Annotated in this window: 26 protein-coding genes and 1 pseudogene; 2 read left to right on the plus strand and 25 right to left on the minus strand. The window is 25.0% G+C overall.

Annotated features, from left to right (window positions below):
• Positions 1-7: 7 nt before the first annotated feature.
• The 14 genes from spoIIIAB to KQI16_RS04150 all read right to left on the minus strand — a co-directional run bounded on the left by spoIIIAB (position 8) and on the right by KQI16_RS04150 (position 9,388).
• Positions 8-526 (minus strand): stage III sporulation protein SpoIIIAB, encoded by a 519-nt coding sequence (gene spoIIIAB, locus KQI16_RS04085; protein WP_216432434.1) that lies wholly within the window; start codon positions 524-526, stop codon positions 8-10.
• Positions 511-1,434: a stage III sporulation protein AA gene (gene spoIIIAA, locus KQI16_RS04090; RefSeq protein WP_216432435.1), complete on the minus strand. Its 924-nt coding sequence runs from the start codon at positions 1,432-1,434 to the stop codon at positions 511-513. The genes spoIIIAB and spoIIIAA overlap by 16 nt, the downstream gene beginning before the upstream one ends.
• Positions 1,435-1,598: 164 nt before the next feature.
• Positions 1,599-1,961, minus strand: coding sequence for a CD1247 N-terminal domain-containing protein (locus KQI16_RS04095; protein ID WP_216432436.1), 363 nt, complete (start codon positions 1,959-1,961; stop codon positions 1,599-1,601).
• Between the two features lie 84 nt (positions 1,962-2,045).
• The gene (gene efp, locus KQI16_RS04100) at positions 2,046-2,603 is read right to left on the minus strand and encodes an elongation factor P (RefSeq protein ID WP_216432437.1); all 558 of its coding nucleotides are present in this window, start codon (positions 2,601-2,603) and stop codon (positions 2,046-2,048) included.
• Positions 2,604-2,745: 142 nt separating this feature from the next.
• Positions 2,746-3,099, minus strand: a complete 354-nt coding sequence (locus KQI16_RS04105; protein ID WP_216432438.1) for a hypothetical protein — start codon at positions 3,097-3,099, stop codon at positions 2,746-2,748.
• Positions 3,096-3,494, minus strand: a complete 399-nt coding sequence (locus KQI16_RS04110) for a hypothetical protein (RefSeq protein ID WP_216432439.1) — start codon at positions 3,492-3,494, stop codon at positions 3,096-3,098. Before KQI16_RS04110 ends, KQI16_RS04105 begins: the two co-directional genes overlap by 4 nt.
• Entirely contained in the window at positions 3,472-4,083 is a 612-nt protein-coding gene (locus KQI16_RS04115; protein ID WP_216432440.1) for a hypothetical protein, read from the minus strand. Before KQI16_RS04115 ends, KQI16_RS04110 begins: the two co-directional genes overlap by 23 nt.
• Before the next feature lie 12 nt (positions 4,084-4,095).
• On the minus strand, positions 4,096-4,536 hold the full coding sequence (locus tag KQI16_RS04120; protein WP_216432441.1) for a hypothetical protein: 441 nt from the start codon (positions 4,534-4,536) through the stop codon (positions 4,096-4,098).
• Positions 4,527-5,003 carry a prepilin-type cleavage/methylation domain-containing protein gene (locus tag KQI16_RS04125; protein ID WP_286172867.1) on the minus strand — a complete coding sequence of 159 codons (477 nt, stop codon included), beginning with the start codon at positions 5,001-5,003 and terminating at the stop codon, positions 4,527-4,529. The genes KQI16_RS04120 and KQI16_RS04125 overlap by 10 nt, the downstream gene beginning before the upstream one ends.
• Positions 4,975-5,406 carry a type IV pilus modification PilV family protein gene (locus tag KQI16_RS04130; protein ID WP_216432442.1) on the minus strand — a complete coding sequence of 144 codons (432 nt, stop codon included), beginning with the start codon at positions 5,404-5,406 and terminating at the stop codon, positions 4,975-4,977. Before KQI16_RS04130 ends, KQI16_RS04125 begins: the two co-directional genes overlap by 29 nt.
• Positions 5,403-5,864, minus strand: a complete 462-nt coding sequence (locus KQI16_RS04135) for a prepilin-type N-terminal cleavage/methylation domain-containing protein (protein WP_216432443.1) — start codon at positions 5,862-5,864, stop codon at positions 5,403-5,405. Before KQI16_RS04135 ends, KQI16_RS04130 begins: the two co-directional genes overlap by 4 nt.
• Entirely contained in the window at positions 5,861-6,916 is a 1,056-nt protein-coding gene (locus KQI16_RS04140) for a type II secretion system F family protein (protein WP_216432444.1), read from the minus strand. Before KQI16_RS04140 ends, KQI16_RS04135 begins: the two co-directional genes overlap by 4 nt.
• A complete protein-coding gene (locus tag KQI16_RS04145; RefSeq protein WP_216432445.1) occupies positions 6,891-8,273 on the minus strand; it encodes a GspE/PulE family protein in 1,383 nt (460 codons plus the stop codon). The genes KQI16_RS04140 and KQI16_RS04145 overlap by 26 nt, the downstream gene beginning before the upstream one ends.
• A gap of 92 nt (positions 8,274-8,365) precedes the next feature.
• Positions 8,366-9,388, minus strand: a complete 1,023-nt coding sequence (locus tag KQI16_RS04150; RefSeq protein ID WP_286172868.1) for a hypothetical protein — start codon at positions 9,386-9,388, stop codon at positions 8,366-8,368.
• Between the two features lie 111 nt (positions 9,389-9,499).
• Here KQI16_RS04150 and KQI16_RS04155 point away from each other — a divergent pair, with 111 nt between their 5' ends.
• The gene (locus KQI16_RS04155; RefSeq protein ID WP_216432446.1) at positions 9,500-11,248 is read left to right on the plus strand and encodes an Rqc2 family fibronectin-binding protein; all 1,749 of its coding nucleotides are present in this window, start codon (positions 9,500-9,502) and stop codon (positions 11,246-11,248) included.
• A 140-nt stretch (positions 11,249-11,388) separates the two neighbouring features.
• On the opposite strand, the gene KQI16_RS04160 is transcribed toward KQI16_RS04155, so the two are convergent.
• From KQI16_RS04160 to KQI16_RS04210, 11 genes are all read right to left on the minus strand, one after another.
• Complete coding sequence (locus KQI16_RS04160; RefSeq protein ID WP_216432447.1) at positions 11,389-12,546, minus strand: THUMP domain-containing class I SAM-dependent RNA methyltransferase; 1,158 nt, start codon at positions 12,544-12,546, stop codon at positions 11,389-11,391.
• A gap of 10 nt (positions 12,547-12,556) precedes the next feature.
• The gene (gene pyrR / locus KQI16_RS04165; protein ID WP_216432448.1) at positions 12,557-13,096 is read right to left on the minus strand and encodes a bifunctional pyr operon transcriptional regulator/uracil phosphoribosyltransferase PyrR; all 540 of its coding nucleotides are present in this window, start codon (positions 13,094-13,096) and stop codon (positions 12,557-12,559) included.
• Between the two features lie 15 nt (positions 13,097-13,111).
• Positions 13,112-14,026, minus strand: coding sequence for an RluA family pseudouridine synthase (locus KQI16_RS04170; RefSeq protein WP_216432449.1), 915 nt, complete (start codon positions 14,024-14,026; stop codon positions 13,112-13,114).
• Between the two features lie 94 nt (positions 14,027-14,120).
• On the minus strand, positions 14,121-14,717 hold the full coding sequence (locus tag KQI16_RS04175) for a DivIVA domain-containing protein (RefSeq protein ID WP_216432450.1): 597 nt from the start codon (positions 14,715-14,717) through the stop codon (positions 14,121-14,123).
• A gap of 10 nt (positions 14,718-14,727) precedes the next feature.
• Positions 14,728-15,498 (minus strand): YlmH family RNA-binding protein, encoded by a 771-nt coding sequence (locus KQI16_RS04180; protein ID WP_216432451.1) that lies wholly within the window; start codon positions 15,496-15,498, stop codon positions 14,728-14,730.
• 50 nt (positions 15,499-15,548) lie between these two features.
• The gene (locus KQI16_RS04185) at positions 15,549-16,001 is read right to left on the minus strand and encodes a cell division protein SepF (RefSeq protein ID WP_216432452.1); all 453 of its coding nucleotides are present in this window, start codon (positions 15,999-16,001) and stop codon (positions 15,549-15,551) included.
• The gene (locus KQI16_RS04190) at positions 15,994-16,668 is read right to left on the minus strand and encodes a YggS family pyridoxal phosphate-dependent enzyme (protein WP_216432453.1); all 675 of its coding nucleotides are present in this window, start codon (positions 16,666-16,668) and stop codon (positions 15,994-15,996) included. The genes KQI16_RS04185 and KQI16_RS04190 overlap by 8 nt, the downstream gene beginning before the upstream one ends.
• A gap of 87 nt (positions 16,669-16,755) precedes the next feature.
• Positions 16,756-17,505 (minus strand): DUF881 domain-containing protein, encoded by a 750-nt coding sequence (locus tag KQI16_RS04195; RefSeq protein WP_216432454.1) that lies wholly within the window; start codon positions 17,503-17,505, stop codon positions 16,756-16,758.
• Positions 17,506-17,856 (minus strand): small basic family protein, encoded by a 351-nt coding sequence (locus KQI16_RS04200; RefSeq protein ID WP_216432455.1) that lies wholly within the window; start codon positions 17,854-17,856, stop codon positions 17,506-17,508.
• A gap of 13 nt (positions 17,857-17,869) precedes the next feature.
• Complete coding sequence (locus tag KQI16_RS04205; RefSeq protein WP_216432456.1) at positions 17,870-18,586, minus strand: DUF881 domain-containing protein; 717 nt, start codon at positions 18,584-18,586, stop codon at positions 17,870-17,872.
• A 17-nt stretch (positions 18,587-18,603) separates the two neighbouring features.
• Positions 18,604-19,362: a cell division protein FtsQ/DivIB gene (locus KQI16_RS04210; protein WP_216432457.1), complete on the minus strand. Its 759-nt coding sequence runs from the start codon at positions 19,360-19,362 to the stop codon at positions 18,604-18,606.
• Between the two features lie 137 nt (positions 19,363-19,499).
• Between KQI16_RS04210 and KQI16_RS04215 the strand changes: the two are divergent.
• Positions 19,500-19,730: pseudogene (locus tag KQI16_RS04215) on the plus strand (HTH domain-containing protein); the annotation flags it as partial.

Consider the following 19,730-nt stretch of genomic DNA (forward strand, 5'->3'; position numbering starts at 1 on the left):
TCCTTCTTTATATTAAAAATATTACTATCATTGCACCTATGCATATTCCTAAACTTCTGTACATTTTTACATTCTTTTTTGCTATTTCTTCTGCAGATCCACAGTTAATTTTTAAATTTTCAATAGTTAAATTAAATAATTTATCTTGTCCATAAACTCCAGTTTCACCTAAGGAATTTAAAAAATCTTTAATAATCCTCAAGTCTTCTTTATGCAAATGAAATTCTGAACTCATTTTTTCATATTCCTCTTTAAAAGATTCATAAATACTATTACTTTCGCCTAAAAGGAGTTTCTCTGAAACTTTAATCAATATATCTTTTATTGGTGAATCTACTTTGAAAGAGATATATTTTAATGCCTCAGGCATAGGAGTATTTGCATATATGACTTCATTATTTAAAAAAAGAGTTGCTTTCAATACGTTATTTAATTGTTTACTTCTTTTTTTATAAATTTCTCCATAATAGAAGCCAATATAACTACATGAAAGAAAAATTACTATATATGCTAACCCTTTAAACAAACTACATCCCCCTTTGTTCCTACCGAATATATTTTTTCTATATTAGCAACCCTATTTCTATTGCTTAAAATAACAATTCTTTCAAGTATTCTATTTTCTAATAGATCTTTAAAAATATTTCTGTTAAAAATATCATCGATACTATATCCATGAATTGTTACAACAATATTTACTCCAGAATTAAAAGCCATATTTAAAGCTTCTATATCCCCTTTTGTTCCAATTTCATCGCAAATTAAGATATCTGGCGATAAGCTTCTAATGGCCATAATCATACCTTCTTTCTTTAAACAATTATCTAATACATCAGTTCTTATCCCAACATTTAACTGTGGAACTCCATTATAACAAGCTGCTATTTCACTTCTCTCATCTATAATACTTACTTTTTTCCCACTAAGTCCTATAATAGGCATTCCATCTGAAATATTCCTTGCTATATCTCTTAATATTGTCGTTTTACCACATTTAGGAGGAGAAACAATTAATGTATTGTAAACTCTATCATTATCACTGATATATTTCATTAATTCATTTGAACAACCTATAACTTCTCTACATATTCTTATATTTATTGAGGAAATATTTCGAATTGTTCTTATTTCCCTATTCACTAAAACACATTCACCAGCTATTCCTATTCTATGACCACCCTTTATTGTTATATAACCTTGTTTTATTTCTTCTTCGTAAGCATATAAAGAATAATTAGATATTTTAACAAGTATTTGCTTTAAATCTTCTTCTTTAACTAAATAAGGAAGAAGAATTTCACTAGCTGATAAATATATTAATATTGGTTTATTTATCTTTATTCTAATTTCTTGGACCGGCTTTTCTATTAATATATCTTTTATTAATTTATTAATATCTTGAGGTAATACTTTTAAAATTTCTTCATATCTCAATTTCCCACTTCCTTTTCTAAGGTTATACTTAAACTTATTTCTTCCTATCAAATAATATTCATACTTATAATTAAATATGTAAAATATTTTAAAAAATAAAATAGGATATGTTTTAAATTACTTCTTTCGAATAATTTAAAACATATCCTATTAATTTATATTAATTAAATTGCATCGTTATGACAGAAAGGACATGGTATTTTTTTATTATTATCTACAGCTTCTTTTTCTACAAATAAAGACTTATTACAATTTTTGCAATTAATTTCAACAAACTCATTATCCATTTCAATTAAATCTTCAATAGTTACTTCTTCAAATAACTCATCCTGTAATCCAGTTACGTCTTCATCCAAATATTGAATATTTTCTTCTAATGACTCTTGCCTTACAATTAACTCTTCAGTAACTTTTGTTAAATCATCTATTACAGATAAGATGTTATTAAAAATATTTTTATACTCCTCATTATTAACATTTGTTATGTATTTCTTTAACATTTCTATTTTTTCCTTAATATTTTCCATAACCACTTTCCTTTACAAGCAATTTTATTTTTAATAAGAAATTATAATAAAAAGCTAAGTTTTAACTTAGCCTTTACTATAATCTTATACTCTTTCCATGTATTCGCCAGTTCTAGTATCTACCCTAATAGTATCTCCTTCATTAACGAACATTGGAACATTAACAACAGCTCCAGTTTCTAATACTGCAGGTCTCATAGCATTTGTAGCTGTATTTCCTTTAACAGCTGGATCGCATTGAGTTATTAATAATTCTACAAAGTTTGGTGGTTCAACTGAGAAAGCTTCTCCCTTATAGAACTTAATAATTGCATACATATTTTCTTTTAAATATTTTATTGCATCTTCTACTTTTTCATATTCTAATGGGATTTGCTCGAAAGTTTCTTGATCCATGAAGTAATATAATTCTCCATCTGAATAAAGATATTGCATTTCTTTTCTTTCTATTACAGCTTCTTGTAATTTAGCAGTAGGGTTAAAAGTTGTTTCTGTAACTCCACCAGAAATAACATTTCTAAGCTTTGTTCTTACAAAAGCAGCTCCCTTACCAGGTTTAACATGTAAGAAGTCTATAACAGTATAAACTTGTCCTTCATACTCAAAAGTAGTACCTTTTCTTAAATCTCCTGCTGATATCATTAAATATCCCTCCAAAACTTTTCAATATTTAATTTAACTTATTATTGCCTCATTAGTCATATTATTCTATGACATAACAAAAATATTTTATCAAAATTTATTAATAAAAGCAATTATTTATATTAACTTGATTAATATGGTATCAAATCTTTTCTACTTCTAACTCTAAAGCTAATTTATTTTCATAGTATTTAATACTATAGTTATTTATTCTGTAGTCTTTTAAATTATTAAATGCTTCTAAAACCTCATCTTTACTACCTTCTATAATTAGTCTTCCAATCCAACTTCCTTCTTTTTTATTATAATTAATAATTTCTAAATTTTTTATTAAAGTTAATTCATTTTCTATATCCTTTATATTTTTAACAGTTTTTACTTCACTTATACATTCTGTAATTTCATTTTTCTTCTCAACATCCTTATATCTTAATAAAAATATTTGCAAAAAGGTTAATATTAATACAATTACTAAAGTAATTTCTCTTTTTTTCATCTTTCTACTCCTACGATATATTTTTTATCTTTATCCTTAGAAATTGACATAATCTTTATTTTATTTGCTTCTTCAATATTATATATTTTATCTATATTTCTAATTTTCATAGTTCCTGCTCCATTTATAATTTCTAATTTAATAATGTCCTTATCTATTTCCTCAATAAAAGTTAGAATATTTTCCTTATTTTTAGGCTCTTCAACTATGCTGATAACTTCAACTGCAGATTCAGATTTATAATTTTTTAAGTTACTAATTGTAATTGGAAAGATAAAAATATTAATTAAAATTAAAATATCTAATAACCTTTTTCGAACTATATTATTTTTTTCATTTATTTTTTCAAAATAATCTATAGGTATGAAATTTTTATTTTTTACATAATTTTTCATATAATTTTTCTCCAGCCTTTCCTTCTATAAAAGCTTTATCAACTTTTAAATCTGAAACTAAAGTATCTATAATTATTTGCTTATTAATTTCACTTATTATCTTTTTTAATTCATCTAAATTTCTATAAATATAAGAATTAATTATAATATTATCTTCAACATCAATTAGATAATATTTATCAAAAAATTTGAAAATAGCTACATAATTTTTTATTTTATTATTTTTACTTATATAACTCTTAAGCCAAAATTGAATAGGATTTATTTCCAAAGATTTAATATTTTTATATAATTCATTATATATAATATTCCTTATTGAATATAAAAAAATTATCTTATCTTTTTTTCTGTATTCATAATGAAATAATAGTTCCTCTCTATTAGAAAATTCATCTATTATCTTCTCTTCAACAAATTTCTCCAAATATTTGCCTTCGAATTTATATTTCTTAATAAATATATTTTCATCAAATATAATAATTTTTCTATTATTATTTAGCTTATCTTGTAAATCTCTTAGCTTATAAATACTGTATTCCTTACCTTTAAAATAATATTTATCTTTAATAACTCCAAGGATACTTTGCATAAGCCCTCCTATTTATAATATATAATCCGTTCTATAGCTATTAGGCACTAAATATAATTTATCATCTTTTATTACTTCATCAAGTCCTATATATCTTTTCCCATTTCCTTTTGCTTCTACCATATATAATTTTTTGCTATTATGAATAATTGAGAAACTCTTATAATTACTATTAGAATAAATTTTTACTTCCTTTGAATTTTCTATAGCCTTATTTTTTAAATTTTCATAAGAAGATAAATCTAAATTTATGGCCTCAATAGCTAGTTGTAAAAATTCGCTTTCATTAAAATTTAAACTACTGAGATCTTCATAACTGTAGTATAATTTAGATTTTAAAAAATTATTTGAAATTATTTTTAATGATAATGAAGCTATGAAAATAGTAAGCATAAGAACAATAGAAGCCTGTAATAAAATAAATCCTTTTTTAAATTTTTTCTTTATAAACATTGAATCCTCTTTTCTCCATTTAAATTTGTTATAATTAAGTAATATATATTCTCCTTATTTATTATTGTAAATTCGGATACATTCCTCAGAACCACATTTACACCTATTCTTAAATTATTATTAAAAGTTTCGATTATAATTTTATTATTAAGACTATCTAACCTTATTAGCTTTTTATATACTGAACTCTCAGAATGTTTTTCTTTGTAATAAATAATAATCTCATTATCAATTATTTCAATATTTTCAATCATTTCATTTTTTAATAATCTATCAATATTCAATTGTGCATCATCAAAGGAATCATTTATAATAGATTTCTCATTGTAGATTTTATAACTTTTATATGCAGTTAAAATTATTTGAAAAGATACTCCTAATACTATTAATTCTAGAGCAATGGCTATTACCAATTCAATTAATGTATAAGCTTTTTTCTTATCTTTTAACCCAATTTGTTTTAACAAATTCCCTCTCACTTAAAATAGCCCCCGTATTATCCTTAATAGTAATATTCATTAATAATATTGTATTATTCTCATTAACTTCTTTAATTTTAATTTCTACCCCTTCACCCTTATTTAAACTAAATAGAGGCATACTTAAAAGCTTTTCAAAATTCTCCTGTGAAAATTCATATTTAATATAAGTATTAATATTTAATTCATTGAGTATTTCTTCAATTTTCAGATTATGTTTTATCTCATTTTCAATAGCATAAGCTAATCTATTTGCCCTTTCTCTTTCTTCCCTTATAATAAAAGATTTTTGCATAAATTTAATTAAATTTGCAGAAATTGAAGCAGCTAATAATAAAATTGATAAACTTATAATTGCTTCAACTAATATACTTCCTTTTTTTCTTTTCACTCTATTAAATCCCCATCCTTTATGCCTATTATGTCATTTCCTACCCCTACTTTTATCTCCTTTTTATATTCATTATTATAAATAATAGTGATAGTTCCTGAACTTTTTATAAAACCTTTTTCACTTATTTCTATGTTATTACTATTAAACTTGCTAGTTATTATAATATCTTTATCTATTTCTATTTCCTTAGTTATATTATGATTTAAATCAAAAGTACTAAACTGAACTGTTTTACCCCTTATATCCACAAGAATATATCCTTTTACCTTATACTTTCTACAATATTGCTTACCATAGCTTAATAATCTCCTAACATCAGAAACTGTACTTTCAAAAGTTAACTTGCTCTTTGTTTTAAAATAATTATTTATCCCTATATAAGTAATTCCTGAAATTATTGAAAGAATTGAAATTACAATAATAACTTCAATAAGAGTAAAAGCTCTCTTTTTCATCTAATAGCACTTCCTGAAAGCAAATCAAAAATTGGAAGAACAAAAATAATAATAAAAACCATAACCATTCCTCCCATAAATATAATCATTCCTGGCTGTAAAAGGGTAAGATATTTATTTATATTTTTTATCACTTTACTTTCTAAATACTCTGTTAAAATGTCTAACCTATCCTCTATGGATCCACTTTCTTCACCTAATTTTATAATTGATATTGTATAATTGCTATATTCCTTACTTTTTTCTAGACTTTCAGAAATACTTTTTCCTTGTATAAGGCTATTGTGTAAGTTTATTAATTTTTCTTTTAATATAGAACTTTTAAAACTATTAGACGTAAAAATAAGACCTTTAGTCAAGCTTACGCCACTTTGAATAATAATAGTTACTATCAATAGGAAAATTAGTTCATAAAAATCTCTTATAACTTTAAATTTCACAAAAAATCTTTTTATATATTTATTAAAAAATCCTTTTAATGTAAAATATGGAAGTAAAATTCCCCAAAAAATGATATAAATAAGCAGTAAAAGGGGACTTTCTTTACCAAATTTACTTAATTCATTAGCAATTCTAAATATTAAAGGTACTTCCATATCTAAATCAATAAAAAAACTATATAAATTTGGAACTATAATAGAAAAAATTAATAATATTAATATTATAATTGATGCCAAAAGTATAATAGGATATGATAATGCATTTAATATTGTTTCCCTAATATAATTAATTTTTTTATAATATCTTTCAATTCCTTTAAGAACTCTATTTAAATTTCCACTTTTTTCACCCAAGGATATCATACCTATAAAAAATTCTGGATATAAATCTTTATAAATACTAAAGGCATCTTCTAAAGTCTTTCCAGATTTAATCTCTTCCTTAATTTTATATAGACTTTCTTTATAGCATTTCTTTACAGGTAGCTCTATAAGCAAATCCATAATTAGTAAAAATGATATTCCACTTTCATATAAGGCTGCCATATTTCCTGCAATTAATGCTAAGCTATTACTATCTCTCTTACTAGCAAATAATTTTGTTTTCCTCATAGGCCAAACCTTCTTCAATTAAAAATTTGTTATAATCTCTTATAGATATTTCCCCCTGTATTAATAATTCCTTTAAATTATCAATCATTTCATTGTTCCCTATCTTCTGAATTTCTTCAAATACTTCTTCTTTATTATCCTTGCTGTCAATTAGCACAACTGTACTAACAGCTTTCCTTCCCTTATATCCAGTAAAATTACATGATCTACAGCCTTTACTAATATAATTGTAAAAACTTCCCGTATCTAAACTATACAATTTTTCCTTTCTTTTGCATTCATTGCAAAGAGTTCTTATTAATCTTTGAGAAATGATTCCTACTAATGAATCTTTTATTAAATATGGTTTTACTCCCATATCTTCTAATCTATAAAATACTTCTCCAGGAGTCTTAGTATGAATTGTGGAATAAACCTTATGTCCAGTTAATGAAGCTGTTACAGCCATCTTTGCTGTTTCTTCATCTCTTATTTCTCCAACCATTATTACATCTGGATCCTGCCTTAATATACTTCTAAGGCCATTTGAAAATGTTACTCCAGCCTTTCGATTTAAGCTCATTTGATTTATTCCTTCTATTATTACTTCAATTGGATCCTCCAAAGTGGTAATATTAATTTCCTTATTATTTATTTCTTTTAAAATGGAATATAAAGTACTTGATTTACCACTGCCAGTTGGACCATTAATTATAACAAGGCCATTGTTTAAGCTTATTATTTTATTTAATTTATTTTTTTGCTTTAAATTCAAATTTAAGCTATCAAGATTATAATTAAATACCTCACTATAAAGTATCCTTATTACCAATTTTTCTCCATATAATATAGGTATTGTTGATAATCTTAAATCATAATTCTTATCATGGATTTTATGATACAATTTTCCGTCTTGGGGTCTTCTTTTTTCAGTTATATCCATATTCCCCATAACTTTTACCTTAGTAATTAATTTTATATATTCTTCATAATTAAGTTTATAAATTGGATGTAAAATTCCGTCTATCCTAAATCTTATTAACACATCCTCTTTTTGAGGTTCAAAATGTATGTCTGAAGAGTTTTGGTTTACTGCCCTTTTAAGGAGTTCTTCTAATATATTCTCTTTTTGACCTAAAAATACAGCATCAATAAGGGCTAAAAGATACTCTTCATCTATTAATTTCAGCTTAATCTTGGAAGAATACAAAAATTCTAATTCTTTAATATCTTTAATATTCTCATTTGAAATTAATAATAATAACTCATTATTTTCTATTTTTATTGGCAAATACTTATTTTTACATGCCCTGCTTTTATTTATTTTTCTTGCAATTTCTAAATTTACATCTGCTATCTCAATGTTAAACTCCTTCATACAATCACCATTATAATTATTTACATTTTTGTATTTTATATACATTTAATTGCAAAAAATAAGAATATTTATAATGTTTATTATAAATATTCTTACTTAAATTCTATAAAGTAATAATTACTTTCATTAGAGTTAATTATACTAATAGTTTCATCTTCACATAAATAAACACCATTTAAATTATAATTCTCATCACTGCCCATAAAAAGTATATTTCCATTATAATCTTTTGAAAGACCTTTTTCCAAATTTATAATTTTAGGGAAATCATAAATCAATCTTTTTGTAATATTATTTTTATGCTTATATAAGGAATAATCATTACTCTCAATTTTTCCCAAAAAATAAATTATATCAGCTTTTATCTCTATATCACTAATATCAAGAATTTTGTCTATTTCATCTATAATTTTACCGCTTTCATCTAATATTTTTAAAACTTTATCATGATTCTCTTTAACTTGAACAAAAGAAATTTTATTACCATCTACTTTTAAGAATTCTATAAATCCAATATCTAATTTATACAAAAGTTCTTCTTTTTTTTCTTTTATATTATAACTAAAAATACCATTATTTTTTTCTTTATCTACTCCATAGTATATAATTGTATCTTCATTAAGCCAATCTACTAAATAACCTGAAATAGCAACATTACTGTCTATTTTTATAAGCTTTGAATTAGATAAATCTTTAATTATTAATTTCAAAAAATCTTCTTTAACAAAATATGAAATATAGTTTCCTCCTATTGATAACTTAGGAACTATTATTTCCCCTTCCTCATCTAAAATTAACTTCTTTCCAAAATAATTTAATTTTATTTCTCCATTTTCATTAAAAATATAATTATTACTTTTTATATCATAAAATAATGGTATGTTATTGTTCTCTACTGCACTATATGAATTATTAATTAAATTATAAAATTCATATTTGCCTAAATTTTCTTTAATTATTGAGCCACTATTAATTTTTAAAGGATTATCTATTATTTCTTCAGTATTACCACAGGATATTAAGAAAATACTAGACATTATTAATAGGTATTTAATTATTTTTTTTACTAATTTATTTATTTTTGGTTCACTACTTATTTTATAATATTTCACCATTTCAAATTAATTCAGCCTTTCCGATTATATATTATTATTTACTTTTATCTTATTGATAAAATTAATTTTTATATGTATACTATCCTTATTACCAAAGAAAGGATGATCAAGGTGGCATTAGATGGTATATATTTATATAGCATTGTAAAAGAATTAAAAGGATCTATTATTGATGCTAAAATAGATAAAATAAATCAACCAGAAAAAGATGAAGTGATATTAACTTTACGTAAAGATAGAAAAAATATTAAATTGTTAATTTCTGCTTCATCAAGGTTTCCTAGAATACATTTCACTAATATAAGCAAAACAAATCCAATTAAAGCTCCTATGTTTACTATGGTAATGAGAAAATATCTATTAGGTGGAAAAATAACAGATATTTCTCAGGTTAATGGAGATAGAATAATCAAACTTTTAATAGAAAATACCGATGAATTAGGCTTTTTTAGTAAATATATTTTGATAGTAGAAATTATGGGAAGACATAGTAATATATCTCTCGTTAGAGAAAGAGATAATAAAATAATGGAATGTATTAAACACATTTCTTCGGATGTAAATAGTTATAGAATTTTACATCCTGGGGTTGAATATGTATATCCTCCAACTTCAAATAAATTAAATCCATTTAACTTTAGCATAAAAGAGTTTATTTCTTTTTCTCAAGAATTATGCATAGATGAAAACTTTTTTTCTAAAGTTTTTACTGGTATTGGAAAAACTCTATCAAAAGCTCTTTACGAAAAATTGCCACAAGATAATAATACCATAAATCTTGAAAAAATTTTTAATTTCTTTAAAGCTTTCATAGAAAATTTAGATAAAAATTTTATTTTTACTATTTATTCTGATAATGGAATATATAAAGACTTTCATTGTATAAATTTATTTGAAGAAAATTCTCAATATAATACATTAGAATTTAATAGTCCGTCAACATTACTTGAAGAATATTATTTTATTAAAGATAAACAAGATAGATTATCAAGTAGATCTACAGACCTTCAAAAACTTATTAATACAAATATTGAAAGGTGTAATAATAAAAGTAAAAAACTAAATTCAATATTAAAAGAAGCAAAAGATAAAGAAAAATACAAGATCCAAGGTGATTTATTAACTTCATATATATATATGCTTGATAAAGGAATAAAAGAAATTACTTTACTTAACTTTTTCAGTGAAAAGGCTGATGATTATATTACAATTCAACTTGACGAAAATTTAACTCCATCAGAAAATATTCAAAAGATATATAAAAAATATAATAAATTAAAAAAATCAGAAGAATCTGCTTTAGAACAGTTAGAAAAGAATAAAGAAGAACTTGATTACCTCAATTCAGTATTAACTAATATTAAAAATTGCGATAGTTATGAAGAAATAGACGAAATTAAGAAAGAACTTATTGAAACCGGCTACCTTAAAGCAAAAGGAAGTTATAAAAATTCAAAAAGTGAAAAATCATCTAAAGCAATGCATTTTATTTCCTCTGATGGGATAGATATCTATGTAGGAAAAAATAATATTCAAAATGATTATTTAAGTTTAAAATTTGCAAATAAAAATTATATTTGGTTACATACAAAGAATCTTCCTGGTTCTCATGTAATTTTATGTAGTGAAAGCCCTTCAGAAATTGCTTTAGAAGAAGCTGCCATTATTGCAGCTTACTATAGTAAAGGAAGAGATTCATCAAAACTTGAAGTTGATTATACTAAAGTAAAAAATTTAAAAAAGCCTAATGGAGCAAAACCAGGCATGGTTATTTACCATACTAATTCTTCTATAACGGTAAAACCATTAGATTTTAATAAATTTAATTTTAACGGAAATAGAATAGTTTATAATCAGTAAAATAATTTATTAATTTCCTTCCAAAAGTTCAATAAAAGCATAAATTATAATAGCTAACAAAAATATAACTGCTGGAAAATTTCCAGCAGTTTTTATTAAGAATAAGGTTATTAAAGTCTATAAAAGTAAACTTAAAAAAATTAAATATAATTAATAAGCATATTACCTTCGTTCTTTATTAACTCATTGTCAAAATATTGATAATAGTAGCATTTTAATTTTCCATTATATAATTTTCTATTTTTAGAGGCTTTTCTTCCAAAGGGCTTTTCAAAACCTTCAAATGAAGTTAGAATATTAAAATCCCAACTCCTATACTTTCCTTTATATTCACCAAATCTTCTATATAATTCTTCTACTTCTTTTTTATCTCCAAGTCTCTCACCATAAGGAGGATTAGATATTACAAAACCATATCTTTCACTACTTGAGAATTCCATAAAATCTCTTTTATGAAAATCTATATATTTAGCAACTCCGGCTTTTTCAGCATTGCTTCTAGCAACCTTTAAAACTTTACCATCTATATCATAGCCTAATAATTTAATATTTTTATTCTTAATAGCTCTTTCAGCACCTTCTCTTACTTGTTCGAATATCTCTTCATCAAAAGTTGGCCATGTTTCACAAGTAAAAGTTCTGCAAAGTCCAGGAGCTATGTTTTGCATTATCATAGCTGCTTCAATAAGAATTGTTCCAGAACCACAGAATGGATCTATAAGAATAAAGTCTTCTTTCCATCTTGAAATTAAAACCATTGCTGCCGCCAAAGTCTCTTTTAGAGGGGCAATCCCAGCTTCTTCCCTATATCCTCTTTTATGAAGTCCTGGTCCGGATGTATCAATCGTTAGAGTTACCTTATCTTTTAATATTGAAACTTCAATTTTATATAAAGGACCAGACTCCTCAAATTCTTTTATTCCATAAGAAGCACTCATACTATCTACTATAGCTTTTTTTACAATTGATTGGCAGTCTGGTACACTATAAAGAGTGGATTTTACGGACTTACCATTTACATGCATAATACCATCCTTAGGTATTATTTCACTCCAATTTATCTTTTTAGTTCCTTGATAAAGTTCTTCAAAAGTTACAGCATTAAATTCTCCCATATTTATAAGAATTCTATCTGCAGTTCTTAAATGGATATTGGCTATAGCAATATCCATTTCATCACCTTCAAAATGTACCTTACCATTTTCAGTTCTTAAATTTTCATAGCCTAAGGATTTTAACTCTTTAGCAGTTATCCCCTCTAATCCAAAGGTTGTTGTTGCAATTAATTTGTATTCCATATTCTCTCCTCTATTTTCCTTCGTATATTTTAACACCTTCTATATTGTCTATTTCTTCTATTTCAACTGCTACAATTTCACTTTTTGAAGTTGGTATATTCTTTCCTACATAGTCTGCCCTTATTGGTAATTCTTTATGTCCTCTATCTATAAGTACCGCTAATTGAATTTGTTGGGGTCTTCCTACATCCATTATTGCATCAATGGCAGCCCTTACTGTTCTTCCAGTGTAAAGAACATCATCTACTAACACAACTTTTTTACCTGCTACATCTACACCTATATTTTCATTATTTAACATGGGTTCTCCTATAATTTCTGTTATATCATCTCTATATAGAGTGATATCTACAGCCCCAACAGGGACTTTTACTCCCTCAAAATTTTCTATATTTTTTGCAATTCTTTGTGCTAATGGATATCCCCTTCTTTTTATACCTATTAATACTAAATCATCTGTACCTTTATTTTTTTCAATAATTTCATGGGATATTCTTATTAATGTTCTTTTAATAGCTTTATCATCTAATAAATTTGCCTTTAATTTCATAAATCACACCTCTATTTACTTTCTTAATTTTTCTAGCAGCTTTATAAAATAATCTGGTAAATCAGAAGTAAATTCTATATATTCTTTACTCCTTGGATGAATAAAACCTAAAGTCTTAGCATGAAGAACCTGCCCTTGTAATTTGTATTTTTGTTTCTTACTCCCATAAACAGTATCACCAACTAAGGGATGATTTATTGAAGCCATATGAACTCTAATTTGATGAGTTCTACCAGTTTCTAAAATACACTTAATTAAAGATAAGTTATTATTATACTGTTCTAAAACAATATAATGAGTAATAGCTCTTTTTCCATCTTCTACTATTCCCATTTTTAATCTATCTTTTTTATTTCTTCCAATAGGTTTATTAATTGTTCCTTCAATATTACTGAATTTTCCTTCAACAAGGGCATAATATTCTCTTTTTATTGAGTGTTCTTTAAATTGTTCAGCTAAATCTTTATGAGCTTCATCATTTTTTGCCACAACTAAAATTCCTGAAGTATCTTTATCAATTCTATGCACAATTCCTGGCCTTACTTCTCCATTAATTTTTGATAAATCTTTATAATGATAAAGAAGAGCATTTACTAAAGTTCCACTATAATTACCAGGTGCAGGATGAACTACCATTCCCTTTGGCTTATTTACAACAATTAGATCATCATCTTCATAAATTATATCTAAATCTATTTTTTCTGGCTTTACTTCAAAATCAATAGGTTCTTCTATTATTCCTCTTATTTCATCATTTAATTTTAACTTATAATTACTTTTTATCTCTTTTCCATTTACAACAATAGAATTTGAATCAATTAACCCTTGAATAAAAGATCTTGATTTCCCCTCTAAAATAAGAGCTAAATATTTATCTATTCGAATTCCAACATTTTTTTCGTCTTCTATTTTTATAGCGAATTCTTCCATAACAAAACTCCGTTTTCTATTACTTAACATAATATTATATATTAAGATGATTATAACAATAATGCAATAAAAAATCCCTTATAAGGGATTTAATTTACTTATTTTCAACGAAGAAGCTTTTTATTTCGTTCATATCATCTGAGTAAATTTCTTCTACTTCTTCTATATTTTTATTAGTTAATTCTATTTCATTACTATAATTTTCTTCCTCTAATTGTTCTAAAACATTGTAATTTTTTATTAAATCTTTTTCTAATTCATCAAAAGTTTGAGTTTGCGCATTCATAAAGTTTCTGAACTTTGCTCTGAATTTAATAAATTCTTGTTTTACTTTTTCATATTCATCATTAATTTGCACTACATCATTGTGAGCTTTATCTAAAATTTTCTTAGCTGTTTCATTGGCATTTCTTATTATTAATTCAGATTCTTTTTGCGCATTTTCTCTTGCTTGCTCAGCTGCGTTTTGTGCTAGTAATAAAGTATTTTGAATTGTATTTTCTATCTTAATATAATGTTCTAATTTTTCATTTACTCTAGCTAAATTTTCTTTTAATCTTGAATTTTCTTTATAAAGATTTTCATAATTTTCTATTATTTCATTTATAAATTCATCAACTTCTTCAATATCATAACCTCTAAAGCCTTTTTTAAACTCTTTATTGCTTATATCCATAGGAGTAAGCTTCATAATATCACCTCTATTTATATTTTTTTATATTAACCATTATTTTACCGCTTTTACTAACCCCCACTAAATCTCCTATTACAAATTTACCTATTCCTCTTATTGTAAGTCTATCATCTTTCTTAATTTCCTGACTTTTATCTTTCGCTCTTACATAGTTGATTAACACTTTCCCATTATCGATACTTTGAGCAGCTTTGCTTCTTGATATATTAGCTAATTTTGAAACAATATTATCTAAACGCATTGAAACTACATTAGCAACAGTCTCTTCAAAACTTATTTTAGGTAAGCTATTATGCTCACTTATTTCAATTATCTCTACTGGTGATCTCCCAATATTAGATAAATTATTAATTATGTATTCGCTTATTTCCTCTAAAACAGGAAAATAAGCAGTATTTTCAACTACTACAATATCACCTAATTTACTTCTCTCAATTCCTAAAGAGAGTACTGCCCCTAAGTAATCCTTATGTTCTAACTTTGAAAAATTAGATTTATTATTAATTTTTAAAATTTTAACAGGATATGAGGAATTATAAAAATTATTAAAAAATATTATTCTTCTTTCAGCTTCTTCAAAAACCCCAAATGTTTCTACTAATACTTCTGATTTTTTTGAGTTTTTTAAAAAGAAGTACCAAATATTAGGTGAAATAAATTCATTAACATAGACAGGTATACCTTTTTCATAAGCAAGTTTATATTTTTCATATACCTTAATAGCTATATTAAGATCTTCCTCATTAAAAGTATTTAATAATAATTCTTTTTTTATCATCTTCTGTATTTCCTCATACTCATATAATCTTAAAATATATTATTAATTTTCTACTTATTCCAATTAAATAAAGCTTTTGAACTTAGTTCATTTTTAAGTTCATTAGTTACTTCTACATTAGAAGGAGAAAGCAAATAAACTCTTTGTTCTATTTCTTGTAATGTTGCTCCTAATACATAGCAAGCTCCACTAATAAAATCAACCAATCTTTGAGCAATTTTAGTTTCTAATGTTGTAGCATTTACTAAAACTATTTTTCTAGCTTTAATTGCATCAGCAATTTCTCTAGCATCATCATAATTATTAGGTTTTGTAATCATTACTTTAGTAGTAGCCGTAGTATGAATATTTACAACTTTATTTCCTTTTTGCTTTGATATAATTGGTTCGATTTCCTCCTCATATTCTTCTTCTAAAGCTGTATCTTCAAATTCATTTAATTCTTCTTCATAATCATCTCCCATACCTATCATCTCTTTAAATTTTCCAAAAACATTAGCCATTATTATTACCTCCTAATACTCTTTTTCCAAATATTACTTGACCAATTCTAATCAAATTGGCTCCTTCTTCAATTGCTATTTTATAATCATTTGACATTCCCATAGATAATATCTCCATAGAAATATTTTTAAATTGTTTTTGTTTTAAATTATCGTATATTTTTTTAATCTCTTTAAAATAAAATCTATTTTCCTCGTCTGTACCCTTTGGTATTATGGTCATAATACCTTTCACTTTACAATAGCTGCATTTCTCAACAGCTTCTATTAACACATCCAAATCTTCAAGTAAAATTCCGTTTTTACTTTCTTCTCTACCTATATTTATTTGTATTAATGTATTTGCAATCATATTTTTTTTAGAATATTCTTTTTCTATAGTATTTAATAATTTTATGCTTGATAAGGAATGTATCAAACATACCTTTCCTACTATATATTTTACCTTATTCGTCTGAAGTTTTCCAATTAAATGCCAATTAATATCTTTTGGAAGAGAATTTTCTTTTTCTAGTAATTCTTGAACCTTATTTTCACCAAAATCTCTTTGACCAACTTCATAAGCTTCCATTATATCTTCTATAGGTTTTGTTTTTGATACAGCAACTAATTTTACATCACTTGGAATAGAATTTCTAATCTTAATAATTTCTTCTTTAATACTCAATATAATTCCTCCTAAAGAAGTATAAATTCAATTATACTCAATTAAAAATATTCTTCAAAAATAGCAAAAATCCTTCAAAAAAATAGATTATTTTTTATTTTCAAAAGCTTCACCATAGATTTCCATATATTTCGCTATAGTATTTTGAAAAGTAGCAGGAATGACAATTTCCTCTCTTTTTTCTATTTCAACTTTAATTTCCCTTAATATTAATTTTTGAATATAACTATCTTCAGCTAGTAATGAAGTCATTAATTCATCTGGATTACCTATTATATAAATATAAAAAGGAGGATGCTCTTTAGCATCATCTTCAAAACCAATAAAAGCCCAAGAACAACTAACACCTGTATTAGGTAAAATTCTTCTATCATTTATTGCAATTGCTTCAGCGCTTGTATTTCTTATTTCATTTAAGACTAATGCCATATCATCCTCATGAAATATTTTTCTCCATATGTCTGCCTGAGTATCTAATATTTTATTAAATTCCCCATCTTGAATTGTTAACACAACCCCTGGTCCAGTTACAGCATTAATACCAGATAATCGGCCATAATCAGCTAACTGTTTTTTCATATCTTCAATAATCTTTTGTGTTTTTTCTGGGCTATTCCCTTTATATTTACTAATTTTAAAGCGATACTCTATATTTTCTTCACGTATATTTTCAATTTCTCTTAACAATTTATTTCTTTCCTCTATTGCATCTTGATATTCCTGAGAACTTAAAAAATTACTTGTAATTTTAGCAGTTTTTCCAATATTATTAGTTATAAAAAATCCAGTTATAATTCCACCAATAAGAATAAAAAGCTTTCCTTTAGTAAAATTCATTTAATCACCTCGATTACGAGATTTTAACCTTTCAATCAATAACCTTCTAACAACTGCAAAATTATCAAATATTCTTCCACCAAAAACAATGACTGCTGCTATATATATAGGTATTCCTAATTTATCACCTAAATATGCTAAAACTGCCGCCAAAGCCGCATTTCCAAAAAAACCAGAAATAAAGATGTCAGCTTTAAAATTATTAGATAAAGTAGCTCTAACAGCTCCAAATACCGAGTCAAGACAAGCTAATATAGCTACTGATAAATAAGGTGATAAGCTTTGTGGTATATTTATATTTAAAATTAATCCAAGAAGCACTCCTATTAGTAGTCCGATTAGTGCTATCATACTCTCTTTCCTCCTATTCAACTGGACTTATAAATTCACTTCGAATTGTCTGACTTGTTTTCCTTATTATAATTTCATCACTTTCTTTTACTTCACTATAATAATTTTGAAGTGCTCCATAATCTAAAACTCCTACGAAATTTGCCGCATAACTTAAAGATTCCTTATCTCCTATTGCCTTTATAACGATTTTATCCTTAGGATTTATTTTTTCGTTACCTATCCAAATCCATCCTCCTGAATCCTTAATTCCTGTTTGAGGAGTTAATCTATAATCATTAACAGAAATAGCTTCAGCTCTTATATATCTCAATGAATTTACAATATGAACAATTTCACTTTCACTTATGTTTCTTGTTGTGTCTGTAGAATTTCCACCAAAAATATTTGTCTTTGGTGTTATTGTTATAATAATACCTGGTCCTTTAACATCTATTAATCCTAAATGCATTCTGCTATTATCAAGTTGTTTCTTTATTTCAGCTTCCATAGCACCTTCTGTTGCAGCTGTTTCTTCTAATTTTTTTAGTTCTTCTAACAACTCGCTATTTACCTTAAGCAATTCTTCTTTTTCTTTATTTAATGCATCAATTTCTGCAATAATATCTAGATTTTGATTAGCTATTGTCCCTTTATTTTTCTCATTTAACATTTTAAATTGATGAGCTAATAAAAAACCTAATATTGCACAAACTACCGCAACAAATATCTGTGATGTGATCTTTTTCACAAAGCTATCTCCTTTCTTCACTTTTCTACTTTCATCACTGGATTACCCTCAAAACTTAAATCTATGTATCCCTTTGAATATCCTTTTTCAGTAAATTCTTGCTCTATTATATTCAAGGCTAAATTCATTTTTTCTTGTAAATTATTTTTATTTCCCAATATTATTTTGATATCTTCTATGTAACAACTAATGTTATTTATATTTTCCAAATTTAATTTAGAAATTTGATAATATTCTCTAATAACTTCTTCCATTCTATAGAATTCATCTAATATAAGAGATACATTTTTATCATCTAAAATCTTCTGTCCTATAGATTTATTAGTTAAATCTATTCCTTCAATTTTTATTAAATTTTTATCTTCTATTGTTGTTAATTCTTCCACTATTATTCCTTCATTATTAATTGTAAAAATAGTATTATCTCTAAGACTATAAAAACCAATCTTGTTTTCCTCAATTTTTATATCTAAAGAATTAATACCATTTTTTGTTATTTTGACACTTTTTATATATGGGTTTTCTTTTAAAGTATTTTCCATTTCCTTGTAATTAATAGTAAAAATATTTTGGCCTATTTCATATTTTAACATTTCTTGAATTGTTTCCTTTGTTAATGTGACAAGTCCATTAACCTTTATGTCTTTTAAATTAAAAATTGGTGCTTTATAAATAAATATAATTATTCCAACCACTATAACCAAAAATCCTAAAGTAAATTTCTTAATTAATTTTTTTCTTCTTCTTTTTTTAATAAAGCTACTACTGTTACTCATAATTCTCCTACTTTTACATAATGTTATATTATAATATTATAATATCACTTTATGGATATTTTTTCATTATTTTTTTATTAATTTTAAAATCTTTGTAATAATTTATCTTAAATAATAAAAAACTAATTTCTATTTAAAATAAATATGTAAAAAAAGTTAGTAGTAAAGGAATTACATACACAGATGAATTTAAAAGAAGATTTATAATTGAAAATCAAAGTGGAAAGTTCCCAAGAGAAATATTTGAGGAATGTGGATTTAACATAGATATTTTAGGTATGAAACGTGTTGAACTATCAGGTAAAAGATGGCGCTCCGCATTTCGCAGAAATGGAATAACTCAATTACAGGACACTAGAAAATTTAAT

It is taken from the genome of Caproiciproducens sp. MSJ-32, assembly GCF_018918055.1.
GTDB lineage: Bacteria > Bacillota > Clostridia > Clostridiales > Clostridiaceae > Clostridium.